The organism is Pseudothioclava alba (assembly GCF_033100795.1).
Lineage (GTDB): Bacteria > Pseudomonadota > Alphaproteobacteria > Rhodobacterales > Rhodobacteraceae > Pseudothioclava.
On the sequence record NZ_JAWLVI010000007.1, the window covers coordinates 94,824 to 114,067 of the forward strand.

A 19,244-nucleotide genomic window follows, 5' to 3' on the forward strand; every position below is an offset into this window, starting at 1 on the left:
GTGAGCAAAGAGCAGCTTTGCACAAAACGCATAAGGAGGCCGGAACGATGGCAGCTTTGAAGAAAATCCTGCTGGTCGATGATGACGATGACCTGCGCGAGGCACTGGCGGAACAGCTTTTGGCGACTGACGAGTTTGATGTGTTCGAGGCGAATTCGGGCGCGACTGGTGTCGAGAAGGCAAAAGAGGCACTTTACGATCTGGTGCTTCTGGACGTGGGCCTGCCTGACACCGACGGGCGCGAGCTGTGCAAAAAGCTGCGCAAGCTGGGTGTGAAATGCCCGATCGTGATGCTGACCGGCCATGACACCGACGCCGATACGATCCTTGGCCTTGATAGTGGCGCGAATGATTACATTACCAAGCCGTTCAAATTCCCTGTGCTGCTGGCCCGCCTGCGCGCGCAACTGCGCACGCATGAACAATCCGAAGACGCGGTGTTCCAGCTTGGCCCGTATACGTTCAAGCCCGCGATGAAGATGCTGATCGACGAGAAAGAGCGCAAAATCCGCCTGACCGAGAAAGAGACGAATATCCTCAAGTTTCTCTATCGCGCGACCGATGGCGTGGTGCCACGCGATGTGCTGCTGCACGAGGTCTGGGGCTATAATGCCGGGGTGACGACGCATACGCTTGAAACCCACATCTACCGCCTGCGTCAAAAAATCGAGCCCGACCCCTCGAACGCGCGGCTTCTGGTCACGGAATCGGGCGGCTACAGGCTGGTCGCCTGAGGGTATCCCTCGCGAAACAACAAATGCAAAAGGCGGCTCTCGGGGCCGCCTTTGGTATTAGGAAGGAGATGAAGGCATGAGCGCCGGAGATCCGGAAAGAGCCCTTTGCGGACTGTCAGCGTTAGCTGCTAGTCGGAGAGAACTTCAGGGTCGAACATCATGGTTGCACCTATAAGTCGAACTCTGGCGCAATCAGCATGAGAGGCGATTGTTTGGATTGCATCCGTAGTGCGCATCAGATTTTCCAAAGTAATCCTGACTGCGCGCTCATCATTCAACTCGATTGCCTCGCCGCAAAACCAGCAGATGTTATCCTTCATTATCGAAGCTCCAGACCGCGCACGTTGAAATAGACTAACCGCCAGATTGTCTGGCGCAAGCGACTGCTTCGTCCCGCACAGCTGCCATTAACCCCATCGGAACTCGCAGGGCATAGCCTCCAACTGGCAATCTGATTTCCGCAGATCAAACCGACGGGTAGATGTCTTCTTCCGCCTCTTCGAGCGACAGGCCAAGCGCGCCCAGGCCATCCTCAAGGTAATCGGCCAGCATCGGCACGCCCAAGAGGTAATCCTCGGTCGGGGCGGTAGCCTCGGCATGGGCGGTGGCGATCGCCTCTTCCAGTTCTTCGGCCTCGAAGGTTTCGCGCCCGATCCACATCACGGCGGTCAGCGCGGCTTTCTCGTCATCGTTCAGCCCTGCGATAAAGGCGCGCAATTCGCGGGCCTGACCCGAGCCGGGCACGTCCGCGTCGAACTTGCGGGCGCGAATGATGATATGGGCGATCTTGGCCGGGCTGATGGTGAGCATGTTTCCCTCCGTTATGCCCTATTTTTGCGCGCAGTTTCAGCGCGCTGCAAGGTGCAAAACGTCAGGGTTCGATATTCACAATTTTGGGTTGCGCGGGCTCGGGAGCGAGTTCTTCGAAATCGAAGTTATCAAGGCGGCGCGCGCGTTTGCCCGCCTTTTCGGCGGAAATCTTGATCTCGCCAATATCCTTGGCTGCCTGCGCGAAATGCCGGTCAAGGTTTTCGACGCGCGCCCCAAGCCGGTCAACATCACCATAAAGAGCGGCCAGTTCGCGCCGGATCGCGCCGGCCTGTTCGCGCATACGGGCGTCTTTCAGAACCGCGCGCATCGTGTTCAGCGTCGCCATGCAGGTGGTCGGACTGACGATCCAGACCTTGGCGGCAAAGCCATCGCGGACCAGCTCGGGGAAATTGGCGTGAAGTTCGGCATAGACGGCCTCTGAGGGCAGGAACATCAGCGCGCCGTCTGCCGTTTCGCCCTCAAGGATATATTTCTCGGAAATCGCCTTGATGTGCGCGCGCACGGCGGTGCGCATCATCCGTTGCGCCTCGGTCAGTTCATACTGGGTTTCCGCGCGGCGCAGGGCTTCATAGGCCTCCAGCGGGAACTTGCTGTCGATCACAATCGGGCCGGGCGGATTGGGCAGATGCACAAGGCAATCCGCGCGCTTGCCGTTCGAAAGCGTGGCTTGCATCGTATAGGCGTCCGACGGCAAGGCCTTTTGCACGATGTCATGCAGCTGGATCTCGCCAAAGGCACCGCGGGTCTGTTTGTTCGACAGAATATCCTGCAATCCCAGAACGTTGCCAGACAGCTTCTCGATATTCGCCTGTGCCTTGTCGATGGCCTCAAGCCGCTGGTGCAGATCGCCGAGTGAACGCGCGGTGCGGGTCGCGGTGCCGTGCAGGCTTTCGGTCATGGCGCGGTTCACTTCGGCCAGACGTTGCTCCATCAGCCCCAGCACTTTGGTCTGGCTGGTCGCCTGCGCCTCGGAGACATGGTGCAGCCCGCCCGCAAGCTGTTGCTGCCCATCGGAAAGTGACTGCACGCGCTGGCCAAGCAGTTGCAGATGATGCGCCATCGGGTCGATCGCGCGCCCGGTGCGGCCCGTCGCGCGCAGCACAAGGACCAGCAGGATCAGCAGCAAAAGCGCAGCGCCGATCCCCGCCAGCACCAGCAGGACCATCGGGTCATTCAGGTCGAATTGATATGTCCCGATCTGGATCATGTGCGGCCAAACAGTCTTTCGATGTCGCTGAGCTTTAGCTCGACATAGGTGGGGCGGCCGTGGTTGCACTGGCCCGAATGGGGGGTGGCTTCCATCTCGCGCAGCAGGGCGTTCATTTCTTCGACACGCATCCGGCGGCCCGAGCGGATCGAGCCGTGACATGCCATGCGGCTAAGGACCGCCTCGACGCGGGCTTGCAGGTTCTGGCTATCGCCAAGGTCCGCCAGTTCGTCCAGAATATCGCGCAGCATCGCGCCTGCGTCGATCTCGCCCAAAATCGCGGGGGTCTCGCGCACGGCAATGGCGCCGCCGAAGGCCTCGACCGTAAGGCCAAAGCGGGCCAGTTCGTCCGCGCGTTCAAGCAAAAGCGCCGCATCGCCTGAGGACAGTTCGACGATCTCGGGGATCAACAGCGCCTGCGAGGGCACGCCATTTTCGGCCATCTGGCGTTTCAGGCGCTCATATACGAGCCGTTCGTGGGCGGCGTGCTGATCGACGATCACCACCCCGTTTTCGGTTTGTGCGATGATGTAATTCTCGTGCAACTGCGCGCGGGCGGCGCCCAAGGGGGCGTGGATCGGGGCGTCTTGCTCGACCACCTCTTCGGCGCGCGCCGAGGGCGCGAAGCCCGTGTCAAAAACAGGGGCCGCTTCGGCAAATCCTTCGGTCCAGGCGCTTTGCTGCGGTGCGGGCGCTTGGGCCGCATAGACCGAGCGGATCGCGCCAAGGCTCGGGCGGTCCATCTGGTAGATGCGCGGCGCGCCCGTGGGTTCGGGGCGCATCGCCCCCAGCGTCGCGGTCGAGACGGTTGAGCTGGCGCGGTGTCCGGCCTCGGCCAGCGCATGACGCAGCCCCGTGACGATCAGCCCGCGTGCGATGGCGGCCTCGCGAAAGCGCACCTCGGCCTTGGCAGGATGAACGTTCACATCGACGCGCTCGGGTTCGCAGGTCAGGAACAGGACCGCCGCCGGATGCCGGTCACGGCTCAGGAAATCCATATAGGCGGCGCGCAGCGCCCCCGTCAGCATCTTGTCGCGCACGGGGCGACCGTTGACGAAGAGGAACTGCTCGACCGCCGCGCCGCGTGAATAGGTCGGCAGCGCGGCATAGCCCGACAGGCGGATACCCTCGCGCTCGGCCTCGATCCGCACGGAGTTATCGCTGAACGCCTTGCCCAGAACACGGCCCAAACGGGCGGAGAGTGCGTCGAAGAGTTCTCCTTGCTCGGCATCGGCGCGGAAAATCTCACGCGACTTGTTCCCCGAAACATCGGTCAGAGAAAAGCTGACATAGGGTTCGGCCATCGCGAGGCGCTTGACGACATCGGCAATCGCCTGTGCCTCGGCGCGGTCGGTGCGCATGAATTTCAGCCGCGCGGGCGTCGCAAAGAACAGATCGCGCAGCTCGACCACGGTGCCACGGTTGAGCGCGGCGGGTTTGACCGGCCCGATGGCGCCCCCCGCCACGGTGATCTGCACGGCCTCATAACCGGCGGCGCGCGACGTGATCGTCAGCCGTCCGACAGCGCCAAGCGAGGGCAGCGCCTCGCCCCGAAAGCCGAAAGTGTGGATGTTCAGAAGGTCCGACCCGTCGATCTTGGAGGTCGCATGGCGCGACAGCGCAAGCGGCAGGTCGTCCGCCGTCATGCCGCAGCCGTCATCGGTAATGCGGATCAGCGTCTTGCCGCCATCGGCATAGGCGATCTCGATCCGGCCCGCGCCCGCATCCAGCGCATTCTCGACCAGCTCTTTGACCGCGCTGGCGGGGCGTTCGACAACCTCGCCCGCCGCGATACGGTTCGCGGCCGCGTCGTCTAGCTGGCGGATAACAGGGCGATCCGTGCTTATTTTGCGTTCGGGGGCGTTCATCCTACAAGGGATAGCATAACGCCCCCGCACCTTCCAACGATTCGGGCGGCGTGCTTCACTTCAGATCGACAGGCTTGCCCGCGACGACAAAGCTCAGCGCGTTCGCATCCAGAATGCGCTTGGCCAGCCGTGTAATATCGTCCTTCGTGACCGCCTCGACCTTGGCGTTGCGGGTCTCGATATATTCAGGCGGCAGCCCCGAAAGCTGCATCCCCACAAGGATTTCGGCAATCTGGCCGTTGCCATCGAAACGCAGCGGGTAGGCGCCCGTCAGATAGGTTTTCGCGTCGGCAAGCTCGGCCTCGGTCACAGCACCGGTTGCCGCCTTGGTCCATTCCTCTTTGACGATGCGGATCGCCTCGGCGACCTTTTCGTTCGAAGCCGAGAACGACCCCATCCAGACCTCGGCCAGATCCTTCGGCACAAGGTAGGTGTAGATGCCATAGGTCAGGCCGCGCTTTTCGCGCACCTCGTCCATCAGCCGCGAGGAAAACCCGCCCGCCCCGATGATCTGGTTCAGCAGATAGGCGGCGAAAAAGTCGGGATCATCCATCGCCAGCCCCGCCTGCCCGAACACCACAACCGACTGCGGCGAGTCGTAATCGACCACGCTCACAGAGCCGTCAAAGGCGGGCGTCACCTTCGGGGGCATTGGCGCGCCGCTATCAGGCAGCCCGCCAAGCAGGTTGTCCAGAAGTGGTCCCAGCTCGGCTGCGGTAATGTCGCCCACGGCAGAAATCACGATCCGGTCCTTCGCCATGACGCGCGCCTTGGCGTCGAACAGGTCTTCGCGGGTCAGCGCCTTGAGGCTGGCGGCGGTGCCATTGTTCGAGCTGCCATAGGGATGCGCGCCGTAAATCAGCCCCGAGAGCCGCTCGCCTGCAAGGGAGTTCGGGTCCTGGGCATCCGAGGCGATGATTGACAGAACCTGCGCGCGCACGCGGTCAATCGCCACCTCGTCAAAGCGCGGGTTCACCAGCGCCTCACGCAGCAGATCGACCGAAGCCGCGCGATTTTCGGTCAGGAAACGCGCAGAAATATCCAGCGTGTCATCGCCCACATCAAAGCCGAATTCGGCGGCAAGCCCCTCGGCGGCCTCGGCAAAGGTCTGGCTGTCCATCGTGCCCGCGCCCTCTTCAAGAAGGCCCGTCATCAGAACCGTTGCGCCGCGTTTGCCCTCGGCATCAAGGCTGGCACCACCCCGAAAGCTGATCCGCAGCGCGGTGAAGGGGATGTCATGCGCCTCGACCAGCCACGCGGTCAGCCCGCCCTCCGACGTGACTTGCCGAATATCCAGTGCGCGCGCCGGAAGCGCCAGTGTGAGGGCGCAGACCAGGGCCAGAGCAAAGCGGATCATTGTTGGGCCTCCTCGGCGGCGGGGCGGTCAAGGTAGCCGGTCACGGCCTGCCTGCGGTCAAACACCTCGCGCGCGGTAGTCATCACATCGGCTTCGGTCACGGCCATCAGCGCCTCTGGCCAGCCCTGCACATCGGCAACCGTCAGGCCAGACGCCAACGCCTCGCCATAACGGTGGGCAAGCCCTTGCGTGTTGTCGCGGGCATAAATCTGCGCAGCCTTGATCTGGGTCTTGATGCGCGCGAATTGCGCGGGGTCGATGCCTTCGCTCAGGAAGGCTATCAAAGCCTCGTCAAGGCCCGCCTCGGCCTCGTCCAGCGTCACATCGGCTGCGGGCATCACCGCCAGCCCGAAGGTCGTCTTGTCGATCGACAGCCCATCGTAGAAGGCCGAGGCATAGATCGCCTCGCCCGTGCCAAAGACCATCTTGCGCCCCAGAACCGAGGTCGCGGGATTGCCGCCCAGAACCTCGGCCAGAACGGTCAGGGAGGCGGCTTTGGCCTGATCGCCGGGGTTGCGCTCGGGCGCAAGATAGCTGCGAGAGACGAAGGGCTGCGCGACACGCGGATCGGTAAAAATCACCCGTCGTTCGGCAAGCTGTTGCGGCTCCTCGACACGTTTGCGCGGCGGCAAATCGGCGCTTGGCTCCAGCGGGCCGTAATAGGTCTCGGCCAGCGCCTGAACCTGGGCGGGCGTCACGTCGCCCGCAACCACCAGAACCGCGTTATTGGGTGCGTAATAGCGGCGATACCACCACAGCGCATCCTCGCGCGTCAGCTCCATCATCTCGTTGCGCCAGCCGATCACAGGCGTGCCATAGGGATGGTTGAGGTATTGCGCGGCCGTTTTCTGCTCGCTGAACAGTGCCTGCGGGTTGGAATCGGTGCGTTGCGCGCGTTCCTCAAGGATCACATCGCGTTCGGTCTGCCAGTCATCCTCCGAGAGCACGAGGTCGCGCATCCGGTCGGCCTCCATCTTCATCACCAGTTCAAGCCTGTCCGACGCGATGCGCTGAAAATAGGCGGTATAATCCTGCGAAGTGAAGGCGTTATCCGATCCACCGTTGGCCGCGACGGTTTTCGACAACTCGCCCGGAGCCAAATCATCGGTGCCTTTGAACATCAGGTGTTCCAGGTAATGCGCGATGCCCGATTTGCCGCGCGGCTCATCCGCCGCACCCGCCTTATACCAGACCATATGCACGACGACGGGGGCGCGGTGATCCTCGATCACGACCGCCTCCAAGCCGTTCGCAAGGGTGAAATGGCTGACTTCTTCGGCAATCGCGGGGCTAAGGCCAAACGCCCCCAGAGCAATCGCAAGCATCAAACGCAGCATCGGCACCTCATGTGTTTTCGCCTACACATGCCGCGTGCGCGCGCCAAGGGCAACCCGCCTGACGAGGAGTTGATTACTGCGAGGCGTTTACTGTGCGAAATCCTGAGCCGCCGCGCTTGGCGGAGCGGCAGGCGTGCGCACGCCCAGTTTGCGCCAGCGCTCCAGCTCGGCTTCCTGGTCAAGCTCCATATCGCGATAGGCTTTGAAATAGACGCTCGTGCGGAACAGCTTTTCCAGTATACGCCCGTCATTCGCGCGGCGATGTTCAAGATCGGCGGCCGCCAGTTCCGCGCGGATGGTCGGGGTGATCCCGTAGCGCCCCGCGTAGGACACAAGGCCACCATCGCCCGCGCCGATTTTGGTGTTCCACAGGTAGACCGGCTTGCCGCCAAGGGCCGCGACGGCATCAGCCTCGGGGGTCTGGTCGGTCAGGTTTGCGCCGCCCGGCGTCGGCTCGGGCAGTTCGGTCAGGGTGTCGGGCATCTGCAAGGGCTTGGCGGGCACGATCGAGAACTCATCCGGCCCATTGGTATTCGAGCGCAAATGCATCAGGCGCGGCTCTTTGTCAGACGAACACGCAGCCAGCGCGAGCAGCACTGCCAGCATCATCCCAAGCTTGCCTGTATTCGACGCCATTCCGCCCCCTCCGGCTTTCTTCGACCCTGTCTTAGCCTATTGATGCGCCCCCGTCACCTGCGAAAGCGGCATCATTCACGCGGCCGGTTCATCCTTGTGCCCGGTGAACAGAACCAACCCGAACGCGCCGGCAAATATCGCGACATCAGCGATATTGAACGAATAGGGATTCGCCCATCCGGGCACAGACATATTGATGAAATCGGCCACCGCCCCATAAAACAGGCGGTCCGCCACATTCGCCAGCGCTCCGCCGACCAGAAGCCCCGCGGAAATCTGCGCAAGCGCGGCGGGGTGGTCGCGGCGCACCCAAAACCAGACCCAGCCCGAGATTATCAGCGCCACGGCGATAAGAACCCAGCGGGTCATTCCGGCCTCTCCCGAGAACAGGCCGAAGTTTACCCCCTGATTCCATGCCATGCGGAAGTTCAGCCAGGGCGGCAGGACATCAATCGCCTGCACCTGATCCAGCCCCAGCACACGCACCACGGCGTATTTCGAGAACTGGTCCAGCGCAAAAGTCAGACCCGCGACGATACCTGTCACACGCATAAGCTGGTCCTTAGTGGCGGAAGTGGCGCATACCGGTAAAGACCATCGCAAGGCCACGCTCGTTTGCGGCGTCGATGACCTCCTGGTCGCGCATCGAGCCACCGGGCTGGATGATCGCGGTTGCGCCAGCCTCGGCGGCGGTAATCAGGCCATCTGCAAAGGGGAAGAACGCGTCAGAGGCCACAACCGAGCCTTGCGTCAGCGGGGCGGGCAGACCCATCACTTCGGCCATGTCCTGCGCTTTGCGGGCCGCGATGCGGGTCGAATCGACGCGGCTCATCTGGCCCGCGCCCACGCCCACGGTGGCGCCGTCTTTGACATAGATGATCGCGTTCGATTTTACATGCTTGGCGACTTTCCATGCAAACAGAAGGTCTTTGAGCTCCTGCTCCGAGGGCTGACGCTCGGTCACGACTTTCAGGTCATCCATGCTGATCGCGCCATTGTCCTTGCCCTGCACGAGGAAGCCACCGGCCACCTGTCGGTAGGTGGTGATGGTGGCCTTCGGGTCAGGCAGCGCGCCGGTGGTCAGAAGGCGCAGGTTCTTTTTCGCGGCAAAAATCGCCTTGGCTTCGTCGGTTGCCTCGGGGGCGATGACGACCTCGGTGAAGATCTTGCAGATCTCTTCGGCGGTGGCCCCGTCAAGCGTCTGGTTCAGCGCGATGATGCCGCCAAAGGCCGAGGTGCGGTCGCAATCGAAGGCGCGGGTATAGGCCTCGATCATCGACGACCCACTGGCGACACCGCAGGGGTTGGCGTGCTTGATGATCGCGCAGGCAGGCGCGCTGGTGCCGAATTCGGAGACCAGTTCGAACGCCGCGTCAGTGTCGTTGATGTTGTTGTAGGACAGTTCCTTGCCCTGATGCTGCTCGGCCGTCGCAACACCCGGACGGTTCGAGCCATCCAGATAGAACGCCGCCGACTGGTGCGGGTTCTCACCATAGCGCAGCGATTGGGCCAAGGTGCCTGCGAAGGCGCGGCGGCGCGGGGTTTCCTCGCCAATCGCGGCGGCCATCCAGGTGGAAACCGCGGCGTCATAGGCGGCGGTGCGGGCATAGGCGATCTGCGCAAGACGCTGACGGAAGGTGTAGGTCGTCTTGCCGCCGTTTGCGTCAAGCTCGGCCAGAACCGCGTCGTAATCTTCGACATCGACAACCGTTGCGACGAACGCATGGTTCTTCGAGGCCGCACGGATCATCGCCGGACCGCCGATGTCGATGTTCTCGATGCAGTCGTCATACGCGGCGCCTTTGGCGACGGTGGCCTCGAACGGGTAAAGATTGACGACCAGAAGGTCGATCCCTTCGATCCCGTGGGTGTTCATCGCGGCGACGTGTTCAGCGTTGTCGCGCAGCGCCAGAAGGCCGCCGTGCACCTTGGGGTGCAGCGTTTTCACGCGCCCGTCCATCATCTCGGGGAAGCCCGTCACCTCGGCCACGTCGCGCACCTCAAGCCCCGCATCGCGCAGCGCTTTGGCGGTGCCGCCGGTGGACAATAGCTCGACGCCGCGCGCGGACAGCGCCTTGGCAAAGTCGATCAGCCCGGTCTTGTCGGAAACAGAGATCAGGGCACGGGTCAGCGGGAGAGCTTGGGTCACGGGGCAGCGTCCTTCGAAAGCTAGGTATCGGATTCGGGGTTCGGTATGCGCGAGGGGGTAGCCTGTGCGCTCGTCAAGGTCCAGCCAATCTGGCAAATATGCTCGAAAACATTGGCTTTCAGCACGATCTGGAGGCTGGCGCGGGGCCGTAGGCGCCCCTTTTCAAGATAGACCGACGGCTCAAGGCTCAGCTCGCCCACCCCGTCATGGCGAAACAGCCACAGCTCGCCGGATTTAAGAACGACCGAAACCGCAGCGCCGCCAAGGTCGATCTGGGCATCGGCCTCGGGGTGCAAATGGAAGCGCAGGGTGAAGGGAATGCCGTTGAGCGGGTCTTTCAGCAGCAACGCATCGAACTTGTGCCGGTCCTCGACGCTCATCGCGCCAAGGGTATCTTGCCCGCGCAGGCTGCACCCGTCCTGCGACAGATCAAGCTCGCGGATATGGGTCATGCCGTGGGTCGGGATATAGCCGTCATGGCCAAAGATCAGGTGCAGCCCGTCGGGGCGCTCGGCGCGGTGCCAGACCTCTGTGGGGGTCGCCTCGAAATAGGTGCGCGCACTCTGGCCAAAGGCGCGCACAGGCCCGAAGCGCGACGAGGAATAGCCGTTGATGGCCAGTGTCGAATGAGAGGGCGTGGCGCGCCCCGCGCGGTGCCATTCGCGCCCGAACATCGCGCCCGAGCCGCAATTCACGATCAGCGGGTGACGCCCGCAGGTCATCTCGAAGGCCAGCGTCGAGGCATGGGCATTAGCCGAAGCCACGCCTTTTGGTGGCGCGCTGGTATCGACGATCAGGCTGGTGCGCAACGTGTGCAGGCGCGCAAACCCCATCGACAGATCATCGTGGCGGCTCTCGCGGGTTTCCGCGATCGCCAACGCCTGATCAAGCCGTCCGTCCAGCCCGCGCCCGCCGCCGTGAAACCGCGCAAGCCCGCCATCCACATGGCGCAGCGCGCGCAGGGTGGGGGCGATGCGTTCGATGGCATCATGCAGAGGCGTGTTTGGCTTTTGGCCTGCCTCTTCCAGCGCCTGCTTGGTCCAGACCAGAAGCGTCATTACTTCGAGCAATTCTTCGGGGTTGCGCGTCGGGATCGCGCCACGCGCATCAATATGGCGCGCGCATTCCTGGCCAAGTGCTGCCAGCGCGGGGGCAACGTGACGCTCCATCCCGCGCAGCGCCAGCCCCGCCGCGACAAGGCCGGTCAGCGCTTCGAACCGTGGCAATCCGGGCGAGGCTGCCTTCCAGCGTTTCGCCAGAAAAAGCGTCTGCTGCGCCAGCGTGCGGAAGAAAGCGTCCGCCTGCGCGCGGTCGCGCCCGTTCAGCAACAAAATCGCGTGGTTGATCAGCCGGACCATGCGCCGCCCCGTCAGGTCGGGCGTCCAGCCGGGGCCAGAGCCCTTGCCGTGGCGTGTGATCCACGCAAACACCCAGTCCTGCGCCCGCGCCCGCGCCTCGCGGTCGCCCACAGCGGCCAGATCATCCAGCCACGCCATGCCGTGCAAGGTTTCCCCGAACGCCTTGTCGGGCATCGGCAGATCCCAGATCAGCAGGTCTTTGCCTTCGATCAGAAAACCCGCGAACTGGAAATTTCCGGCGATAAGTTGCCGACCGCGCGCAAAAGAGCCAATCGTGCGGGGTTCGGGCTGGCTGGTAAAGCCGGTGGCGGGGCGCGAGGCCGCCGCCAGACGCGCACTCAGACGGTTCCGCGCCGCACCGATGCGCGCACGCAGAATACCCGTTTTACGCTCTTCAAAGCCGGATCGCACCTTGGCCATCGTGCCTTTGCCTCACCTTGGCGCCGCTTGCGCAGCCCCCTCCTGCCAGATTGCGCGCACCATAAAGCGCGCGCCCCGCGCTGTCACCGGTCTATGCGCGCGATGTAGAACCCGTCCATGCCGCCACGCTCGGGCCAGTAGTCGGGACGCAGGCGCAAGCCCCCTTCGGGGGTGCGCCAGTGGTCCTCGATCCCTGCGGCGTTAATGGGTGCGATTGTCAGGTCTGGGTGGTGGCCAAGCGCCATGCGGATTTGCGCCTCGCCTTCCTCGGGCAAAAGCGAGCAGGTGCAATAGACCAGCCGCCCGCCGGGTTTCAGCCAGCCAAGAGCGCGCTCCAAAAGCGCGGCCTGAAGCGCAAACAGCGGCTTGATGCCCTGCGCATCCTTCACAAAAGGCAGGTCGGGATGGCGGCGGATCGTGCCGGTGGCCGAGCATGGCGCATCCATCAGGATTGCGTCGAACGGCGCCTCGGGGTCCCAGTGGAGCGCATCGGCCACCACGGTTTCAGCCGCAAGCCCTGTGCGCGCAAGGTTTTCCTGAACCCGCGCCATCCGGCCCTCGGATATATCCAGCGCAGTGACCTGCGCGCCAGCGGCCGCCAGTTGCAGCGTCTTGCCCCCCGGGGCTGCGCAAAGGTCTAGGATGCGTTCGCCCGGCTGCGGGTTCAGCGCCTTGGCGGCCAGCGCGGCGGCAGCGTCCTGCACCCACCATTCGCCCGCCTCATAGCCCTCAAGATCGGTGACCTGCACGCGGGTTTTCATCCGCAAAGACCCCGTCGGCAGCAATTCCGCCCCAAGGCGCGCGGCCCAGTCGTCGGCATCCGATTTGCAGCTGAAATCGATGGGCGCGCCGTCGTGATGCGCGATCTCCATCTTTTGCACCGCCGCCTTGCCATAGGCCGACATCAGCCGCCCGCGCAGCCAGCCCGGCAGCTCGGGCACAGGCAGGGTTTGCCAGCGCGCGCGATCCTCGGAGACTTTGCGCAGAACCGCATTCACCAGCCCCGCGAAGCTTTCGGTCTTTTTGCCTGCCGAGCGCACCAGCGTCACGGCGGCATTCACCACCCCGTGCGCGGGGGCGTCATCCTCGCACAGCTCGACCGTGGCCATGCGCAACAGCACATGGATGTCAGGCGTGGGGCGTTTGCGCAGGAAGGACTTGAGCATCCGGTCCGCGCGTTCAAGGTTGCGCAGCGTCGATGCTGCAAGCCGTTGCGCGCGGGCGCGCTCGGCGGGGCTCAGGCCATCCAGCGCATCGGTGTTGATCTGCTCGGCCAGTGTCAGGCGGTCCTCAAGGACGCCAAGGATCAGGCCAAGGGCGGCGCGGCGGGCGTGATCGGGTGCAGCCATGAGGCGTGCCTTCCATGCAGTTGCTTGTCCGGTGTCTCCGTGCGGCCTATAACAGCGACACCAAGCTGACAAGGACTCTGCTATGCCGGATGACCGCACGAAAGACCTGCCCCCCGCCGCTCAGCGTGCGCTGGCCGAGGCCGAGGAACGCCGCAAGGCCGCCCAAAAGGCCGAGTTGCCGCCGGAACTGGGCGGACGCGACGGGCCGGAACCTGTGCGCTATGGCGATTGGGAAAAGAAGGGCATCGCGATCGACTTCTGATCGCTGGAAAAGAAAAAGGCCGCGAGTTCCGCGGCCTTTGCGTTTGAAAATGGTTGGCGCTTACAGCCCCAGCACGTCGATCATATCGTATTCACCGGGTTTTTGGGTTTGCCCCCAAAGAGCGGCCCGCAGCGCGCCACGGGCAAAGATCGCACGGTCAGTGGCGATATGGCGCAGCACGATGCGCTCGCCCGCCGCTGCGAACAACACATCATGCTCGCCCACGATGTCACCTCCACGGATGGCCGAAAAACCAATCGCCCCCGGTTTGCGCGCGCCGGTAATCCCATCGCGGCCGGATTCGGTGTTGTCCTCAAGGTCGATCCCGCGCCCTTCGGCGGCAGCGCGGCCCAGCATCAACGCGGTTCCCGAGGGCGCATCGACTTTTTTGTTGTGATGAGCCTCGATCACCTCGATGTCCCAATCCGCGTCCAGCGCCTGCGCGACCTTCTTGGTAAGCTGGGTCAGCAGGTTCACGCCAAGCGACATGTTCCCCGCGCGCACGATCACCGCATGGCGCGCAGCAGCCGCGATTTTCGTCAGATGCTCTGCCTCGAACCCGGTGGTGCCGATCACATGCACCGCCCGCGCCTGCGCGGCCAGCAGGGCAAATTCGACCGTCGCAGCAGGGGCGGTAAAGTCGATCACCGCCTGCGCCTTGGCGAAAGCCTCCAGCGGCTCGTCGGTGACGATCACGCCCATCTCGGCGCCGCCCATACAGGTGCCCAGATCACGTCCGACCCAGTCGTGCCCCTTGCGCTCGACCGCGCCGACCAGATGTGCCTTGCCAGAGCTGTTGATGGTTTTCACCAGCATTTGCCCCATGCGGCCCGAAACGCCCGTTACCACGATACCCGGCAGATCGCTCATCTGATGCACTCCTTCGCTTTTCACGCTTTCCTTAGCGGCGATTGGCCGCTTTGGCAAAGCCCCCGTTGCGGGGCGCGCGTTTAGGCACTATGTGGCGGATATGGCAAAGAACCGCTTTCATTCGGGCGACGGCCCCTCTCAGCGTCAGCTTCGCGTCGGCGAGCTGATCCGGCGCACCCTTTCGGATGTGCTTTTGCGTGGCGATGTTCACGACCCCGACCTGTCGCGTTATTCCGTGACGGTGGGGGAGGTGCGCACGTCGCCCGACCTGAAGGTCGCGACCGCCTATGTCGCGCCTTTGGGCGGCGAAGGCGCCGAAGAGCTGATCAAGATCCTGGCGCGCAACCGTGGCGAGCTGCGCCACCTTGTCGCCAAGGAGATGTCGCTCAAATTCGCGCCCGACCTGCGGTTCCGCATCGACGAGACCTTTGATCGCCTTGACGAAACCCGCCGGATGTTCGCCGATGAAAAGGTGCAGCGCGATATTGCGCAGGATGATGACGACGAAGACGACGATCTTTAACGCCGCTCTTGCGGTGCTTGGCGCGCCTGCATTCGCGGGGGCGTGCAATGATCTGACCTTCGACGGGGCGTCGTTTACCGTTTGCGAGGCGCAAGTCACCGACACCCTTCGGCTTTGGCTGAATGACGAGACCGGCGCGCTGATCGGCACGCCCGAGCGCCTGCTGGCGACGATCCCCGAAGGGCAACGCCTGATCTTCGCGATGAATGCGGGCATGTATCACCCCGACCGCCGCCCGGTGGGGCTATATATCGAGGGTGGCGCCGAAGGGCACTCGATTGTCACGACCGAGGGGCCGGGGAATTTCGGGCTGTTGCCGAACGGTGTGTTCTGCATTGGCGAGGCTTTGGCCGTGATCGAAAGCCGCGCCTTTGCCGCGACCCCGCCCGACTGCCGCTATGCCACCCAATCAGGGCCGATGCTGGTGATCGACGGCGCGCTGCATCCCAAGTTCCGTGCCGATAGCGATTCCGTCAATATCCGCAACGGTGTGGGGGTCAGTGCCGACGGGCAAACCGCGTGGTTCGCGATCTCGAACGAACCCGTGACATTCCACCAGTTCGCGCGGCTTTTCCGCGATCAATTGGCGGTGCCGGATGCGCTGTTTCTGGATGGCGCCATTTCGCGGCTGATCGTGCCCGAAATGGACCGCGCCGACATCGGGCTGCCGATGGGGCCGATCGTGGGCGTTGTCGCGCCCGAGTGATGCGGCGTTGACCCGCGCGCCGCTTCGCGCTAGCAGGCGCGCTTGTTGAATTCGGAGGCATCATGGCACGCAAGAAGGGCCGCGACATTTCGGGCTGGCTGATCGTGGACAAGCCCGCAGGGATCACCTCGACCGCGGTGGTGAACAAGGTGCGGTGGGCGCTGGATGCGAAAAAGGCGGGCCACGCGGGCACGCTTGATCCGGCGGCGACGGGTGTTCTGGCGATTGCCCTGGGCGAGGCCACGAAAACCGTGCCCTTCATTACCGACGCGATGAAATGCTACCGTTTTCAGGTGCGCCTTGGGGCCGCGACGAATACCGATGACGCCGAGGGAGAGGTAATCGGAACCTCTGATGCGCGCCCGACGGACGCCGAGATCGAGGCCGCGCTGGCGCAGTTCAATGGCGACATCATGCAGGTTCCGCCGCAGTTTTCGGCCGTCAAGGTCGATGGCGAGCGCGCCTATGCTCTGGCGCGTAAGGGTGAAGACCTCGAACTTGAGGCGCGGCCCTTGTATGTCGAAAGCCTTGTGATGACCGCGCGCCCCGATGCCGACACGGTTGAGCTCGAGATGGTCTGCGGCAAGGGCGGCTATGTGCGGTCTATCGCGCGCGACCTTGGGGCGGCGCTTGGCTGCCTTGGGCATGTGCTCTGGCTGCGGCGCGAATGGTCGGGGCCGTTCGAGGCCGCTGACGGGCTGAGCCTTGAGACGATTGACGCGATGGCCAAAACCCCGGCGTTGGATGAGCATCTGCTTCCGTTGGAGTTGGGGCTGGATGACCTGCAAGAGGTCAAGGCAACCCCCGAAGGGGCCGTGCGCCTGCGCAACGGTAATGCGGGCATGGTGATTGCCTCTGGCATTGAGTGGGGCGAAGAGGTCTGGGCCAGCTTTGACGGAGTGCCGGTGGCGGTCGGCGTTTATAAATCGGGCGAATTGCACCCCTCGCGCGTGTTCAACCTCTGATCGGGCGTATATGAAGGGGGAAACGCCCCAAACACCGGAGGCCCGATGCTAACCCGTGAGTTTCTTAAAGGCGACGCCCCGTCGGTTGCAGTTTATTCCGACTGCGAGGCCTATCGCTACCTGCTGACCCGTGTTTGGGAGCCTGACGGCGCGCGCGCGCTGTTCATCATGCTCAACCCCTCGACAGCGACCGAGGTCCAGAACGATCCCACTGTTGAGCGCTGCGAACGACGCGCGCGCGCCCTTGGCTTCGGGGCGTTCCGCGTGACCAATATCTTCGCCTATCGCGCCACGGACCCCAAGGTGATGCGTGCGCAGGCTGACCCGGTTGGTCCCGAAAATGACGCCGCGATCCTGCAAAGCCTCGACTGGGCCTCGGGGGCGGCGGATCAGGTAATCTGCGCTTGGGGGTCGCATGGCGCACACCTTGGGCGTGGCGATCATGTGGAGGCGCTATTGCGTCGCACCGGACGAAAACTTCACCACCTGGGGTTGACAAAGCACGGTGCGCCGAAGCATCCCCTTTATATCGCCTACCAGCACCAGCCCGAAACCTGGTGAGGGTTCAGGCATTTTTGTTATATATTTTAGACACTTTTGATCTCCCCAGAAGGCGAATCTGCGCGCTATACTCAGGGTTGTCTTGAAGGTGGTGGATTTATTCTATGTGGATGCTTACGGGATTACTGGGCCTTGTTGTCGCCGGCTTTTCAGCCGCTCTTCTGCCGATGGACCCGATTTCGCACGACGCGGACGATGCGACGCCCGAACCTTCGGATGAGAACGAACAGGCCGCTACCGGCGATCTTCTGGACGAGGTGTTTGCCAGCGATCCCGTAGCGGATCAGCCGGTCGCGACCGAAGGGAATGACATCCTTTGGGGTGATGATGCGGCCGACACGATCGACGGCTTGGACGGCGATGACCGTATCAACGGATATGACGGTGACGATGCTCTATACGGCGGTGCCGGGAGCGATACGCTGATCGGTGAGACCGGTGCGGATACGCTGTCCGGTGATGCCGGGAACGACAGCATAGAGGCCGGCGATGGCGATGACCTTGCAGACGGCGCAGCGGGCGATGACCTGCTGTTCGGTGGCTTCGGGGCCGATACCCTGTTTGGCGGTGATGGCTTCGATAGCCTCGTTGGGGGGGCGGATGATGATGTGCTTTCCGGTGATGCCGGGAACGACACCCTTGAGGGGAACGACGGAAACGATACGCTGGTGGGCGGTGTCGGCGAGGACGAGCTGTTCGGGAATGCCGGGAATGACTGGCTGGATGGCTCGGATGATAGTGAGACCGACTTCCTGAATGGTGGTGAAGGGGCGGATACTTTGTTTGGTGGTACGAGTGATGTGTTGCACGGCGGCGAAGGGGGCGACCTCTTCGCCCTCGGTGACTGGATTGATCCTGCAAACCCCGCAGAGATTGCCGATTACGATGCGGCAGTTGACCAGATTGCCGTTGTTTACGCCCCCGATGGCTCCGGTGAGCCGGAACTGACGATCGAGCCCTCGGATCAGACCGAAGGAGCCGTGTGGATCATGCTTAATGGTGTCCGCATGGCCGAGGTGCTGGATGCGGCGGACCTGACAGCGGGCGATGTCTTGCTGGTGACGCCGGCCGAGTTCTCGCAGCTTTAACCTGCTTCAGCCCCCGAAGGATCCGATTCAGGCTTTTCTTTTAAAGGGAATCCGACTATACGCCCGCATCCGCGTTTCGGCGCGGGTGCCTATGGACCCTGCTGGACGACATCCCGGCTTGCGCCCTAACCCTTAATCACAGGAGATATTGATGTCGATCACCGTTGAAGAAAAGAACCGCCTGATCAAAGAATTCGCCACCAAAGAAGGCGATACCGGCTCGCCGGAAGTTCAGGTTGCGATCCTCAGCTCGCGCATCGCGACGCTGACCGAGCACTTCAAAACCCACAAGAAGGACAACCACTCGCGTCGTGGCCTTCTGATGATGGTTGCTCAGCGCCGCAAGCTGCTGGACTACGTCAAGGGTAAAGACCAGGCTCGCTACCAGTCGCTCATCGAGCGTCTTGGCCTGCGCCGCTAATCTTTTCCGATTTTCGGATCAAACGCCCGTCTCGCAAGAGGCGGGCGTTTTCTTATGCGCAATCGCGGCGTCAAAGTTTTCTTGATGGGCCGCTTCTGACGCACGTTTCCGAGACGAGCATTATATCCAGCGTGCTCCACCCCTGCCTTTCCCGCGCTGAACCATATTCACAGCGCAATTATCGTAAGGGTCACGGCGACACCCTCCTGCCGCCTACTTCCAAAATCCGAAACCTCCCTCACGCCCATGCGCACAGAATGGCTGGATCAAGTCAGAAATGGCAGGAGGGGATCGCCGTGGCGCTTAGGTGGAACTGGCGTGATTACATGCATGACGGGGTCGGAATGTCCCTGTATTTGAAGCGGCTTGAAGCGGGGAAGTTCATCTGGCCCGTGAGCCGGGAGGGCGCGTCTGTTGCGATCTCTGCGGCGCAGCTCGGTTATCTTCCCGAAGGGATTGACTGGCGCAATCCACGCTGGACGCAAAGGCCTGAAACGGCTGGGTAATATGCATTGAAGCACCTGTTTTTATGGGTAATTATTGGCGTTTGTGGTGAATGGTTTCCATGTCAGACACTGCTTCTGAAATTGCCAGATTGCGTG

21 protein-coding genes are annotated in these 19,244 nt (G+C 62.9%); 9 read left to right on the top strand and 12 right to left on the bottom strand.

The features are described from left to right. The first annotated feature begins 47 nt into the window (after positions 1-47). On the top strand, positions 48-734 hold the full coding sequence (locus RYZ20_RS14170) for a response regulator transcription factor (RefSeq protein WP_317674557.1): 687 nt from the start codon (positions 48-50) through the stop codon (positions 732-734). A 128-nt stretch (positions 735-862) separates the two neighbouring features. Here RYZ20_RS14170 and RYZ20_RS14175 read toward each other — a convergent pair whose 3' ends face one another. The 11 genes from RYZ20_RS14175 to RYZ20_RS14225 form a co-directional block, all read right to left on the bottom strand. Beyond that, a complete protein-coding gene (locus tag RYZ20_RS14175) occupies positions 863-1,054 on the bottom strand; it encodes a hypothetical protein (RefSeq protein WP_317674559.1) in 192 nt (63 codons plus the stop codon). 145 nt (positions 1,055-1,199) lie between these two features. After that, positions 1,200-1,544, bottom strand: coding sequence for a DUF3775 domain-containing protein (locus RYZ20_RS14180; protein ID WP_317674561.1), 345 nt, complete (start codon positions 1,542-1,544; stop codon positions 1,200-1,202). Between the two features lie 61 nt (positions 1,545-1,605). Then, entirely contained in the window at positions 1,606-2,772 is a 1,167-nt protein-coding gene (locus RYZ20_RS14185) for a DNA recombination protein RmuC (protein ID WP_317674563.1), read from the bottom strand. After that, positions 2,769-4,640 (bottom strand): DNA mismatch repair endonuclease MutL, encoded by a 1,872-nt coding sequence (gene mutL / locus RYZ20_RS14190; protein ID WP_317674565.1) that lies wholly within the window; start codon positions 4,638-4,640, stop codon positions 2,769-2,771. Before mutL ends, RYZ20_RS14185 begins: the two co-directional genes overlap by 4 nt. A 55-nt stretch (positions 4,641-4,695) precedes the next feature. After that, positions 4,696-5,997: a M16 family metallopeptidase gene (locus RYZ20_RS14195; protein ID WP_317674567.1), complete on the bottom strand. Its 1,302-nt coding sequence runs from the start codon at positions 5,995-5,997 to the stop codon at positions 4,696-4,698. Next, complete coding sequence (locus RYZ20_RS14200; RefSeq protein ID WP_317674569.1) at positions 5,994-7,334, bottom strand: M16 family metallopeptidase; 1,341 nt, start codon at positions 7,332-7,334, stop codon at positions 5,994-5,996. Before RYZ20_RS14200 ends, RYZ20_RS14195 begins: the two co-directional genes overlap by 4 nt. A gap of 87 nt (positions 7,335-7,421) precedes the next feature. Beyond that, positions 7,422-7,970: a DUF3035 domain-containing protein gene (locus tag RYZ20_RS14205; protein WP_317674571.1), complete on the bottom strand. Its 549-nt coding sequence runs from the start codon at positions 7,968-7,970 to the stop codon at positions 7,422-7,424. Between the two features lie 75 nt (positions 7,971-8,045). After that, on the bottom strand, positions 8,046-8,522 hold the full coding sequence (gene lspA, locus RYZ20_RS14210) for a signal peptidase II (RefSeq protein WP_317674573.1): 477 nt from the start codon (positions 8,520-8,522) through the stop codon (positions 8,046-8,048). Between the two features lie 10 nt (positions 8,523-8,532). Then, complete coding sequence (gene purH / locus RYZ20_RS14215) at positions 8,533-10,119, bottom strand: bifunctional phosphoribosylaminoimidazolecarboxamide formyltransferase/IMP cyclohydrolase (RefSeq protein ID WP_317674575.1); 1,587 nt, start codon at positions 10,117-10,119, stop codon at positions 8,533-8,535. Between the two features lie 20 nt (positions 10,120-10,139). After that, entirely contained in the window at positions 10,140-11,897 is a 1,758-nt protein-coding gene (locus RYZ20_RS14220; protein WP_317674577.1) for a heparinase II/III family protein, read from the bottom strand. 83 nt (positions 11,898-11,980) lie between these two features. Then, positions 11,981-13,246, bottom strand: a complete 1,266-nt coding sequence (locus RYZ20_RS14225; protein WP_317674579.1) for an RsmB/NOP family class I SAM-dependent RNA methyltransferase — start codon at positions 13,244-13,246, stop codon at positions 11,981-11,983. Positions 13,247-13,328: 82 nt separating this feature from the next. Here RYZ20_RS14225 and RYZ20_RS14230 point away from each other — a divergent pair, with 82 nt between their 5' ends. Next, on the top strand, positions 13,329-13,508 hold the full coding sequence (locus RYZ20_RS14230; protein WP_317674580.1) for a DUF1674 domain-containing protein: 180 nt from the start codon (positions 13,329-13,331) through the stop codon (positions 13,506-13,508). A 60-nt stretch (positions 13,509-13,568) separates the two neighbouring features. Here the strand turns inward: RYZ20_RS14230 and dapB are convergent, their stop codons facing one another. Next, the gene (gene dapB, locus RYZ20_RS14235; RefSeq protein WP_317674581.1) at positions 13,569-14,378 is read right to left on the bottom strand and encodes a 4-hydroxy-tetrahydrodipicolinate reductase; all 810 of its coding nucleotides are present in this window, start codon (positions 14,376-14,378) and stop codon (positions 13,569-13,571) included. Between the two features lie 100 nt (positions 14,379-14,478). Here dapB and rbfA point away from each other — a divergent pair, with 100 nt between their 5' ends. From rbfA to tnpB, 7 genes are all read left to right on the top strand, one after another. After that, on the top strand, positions 14,479-14,901 hold the full coding sequence (gene rbfA / locus RYZ20_RS14240) for a 30S ribosome-binding factor RbfA (RefSeq protein WP_317674583.1): 423 nt from the start codon (positions 14,479-14,481) through the stop codon (positions 14,899-14,901). Beyond that, positions 14,873-15,607: a phosphodiester glycosidase family protein gene (locus RYZ20_RS14245; protein WP_317674585.1), complete on the top strand. Its 735-nt coding sequence runs from the start codon at positions 14,873-14,875 to the stop codon at positions 15,605-15,607. Before rbfA ends, RYZ20_RS14245 begins: the two co-directional genes overlap by 29 nt. 62 nt (positions 15,608-15,669) lie before the next feature. After that, positions 15,670-16,572, top strand: a complete 903-nt coding sequence (gene truB / locus RYZ20_RS14250) for a tRNA pseudouridine(55) synthase TruB (protein ID WP_317674587.1) — start codon at positions 15,670-15,672, stop codon at positions 16,570-16,572. A gap of 45 nt (positions 16,573-16,617) precedes the next feature. After that, on the top strand, positions 16,618-17,133 hold the full coding sequence (locus RYZ20_RS14255) for a DUF1643 domain-containing protein (protein WP_317674589.1): 516 nt from the start codon (positions 16,618-16,620) through the stop codon (positions 17,131-17,133). Positions 17,134-17,237: 104 nt separating this feature from the next. Next, positions 17,238-18,221, top strand: coding sequence for a calcium-binding protein (locus RYZ20_RS14260; RefSeq protein WP_317674591.1), 984 nt, complete (start codon positions 17,238-17,240; stop codon positions 18,219-18,221). Positions 18,222-18,372: 151 nt separating this feature from the next. Continuing rightward, on the top strand, positions 18,373-18,642 hold the full coding sequence (gene rpsO / locus RYZ20_RS14265; protein ID WP_317674593.1) for a 30S ribosomal protein S15: 270 nt from the start codon (positions 18,373-18,375) through the stop codon (positions 18,640-18,642). A 326-nt stretch (positions 18,643-18,968) separates the two neighbouring features. After that, positions 18,969-19,148 (top strand): IS66 family insertion sequence element accessory protein TnpB, encoded by a 180-nt coding sequence (gene tnpB, locus RYZ20_RS15880; protein ID WP_411572357.1) that lies wholly within the window; start codon positions 18,969-18,971, stop codon positions 19,146-19,148. The last annotated feature ends 96 nt before the right edge of the window (positions 19,149-19,244 follow it).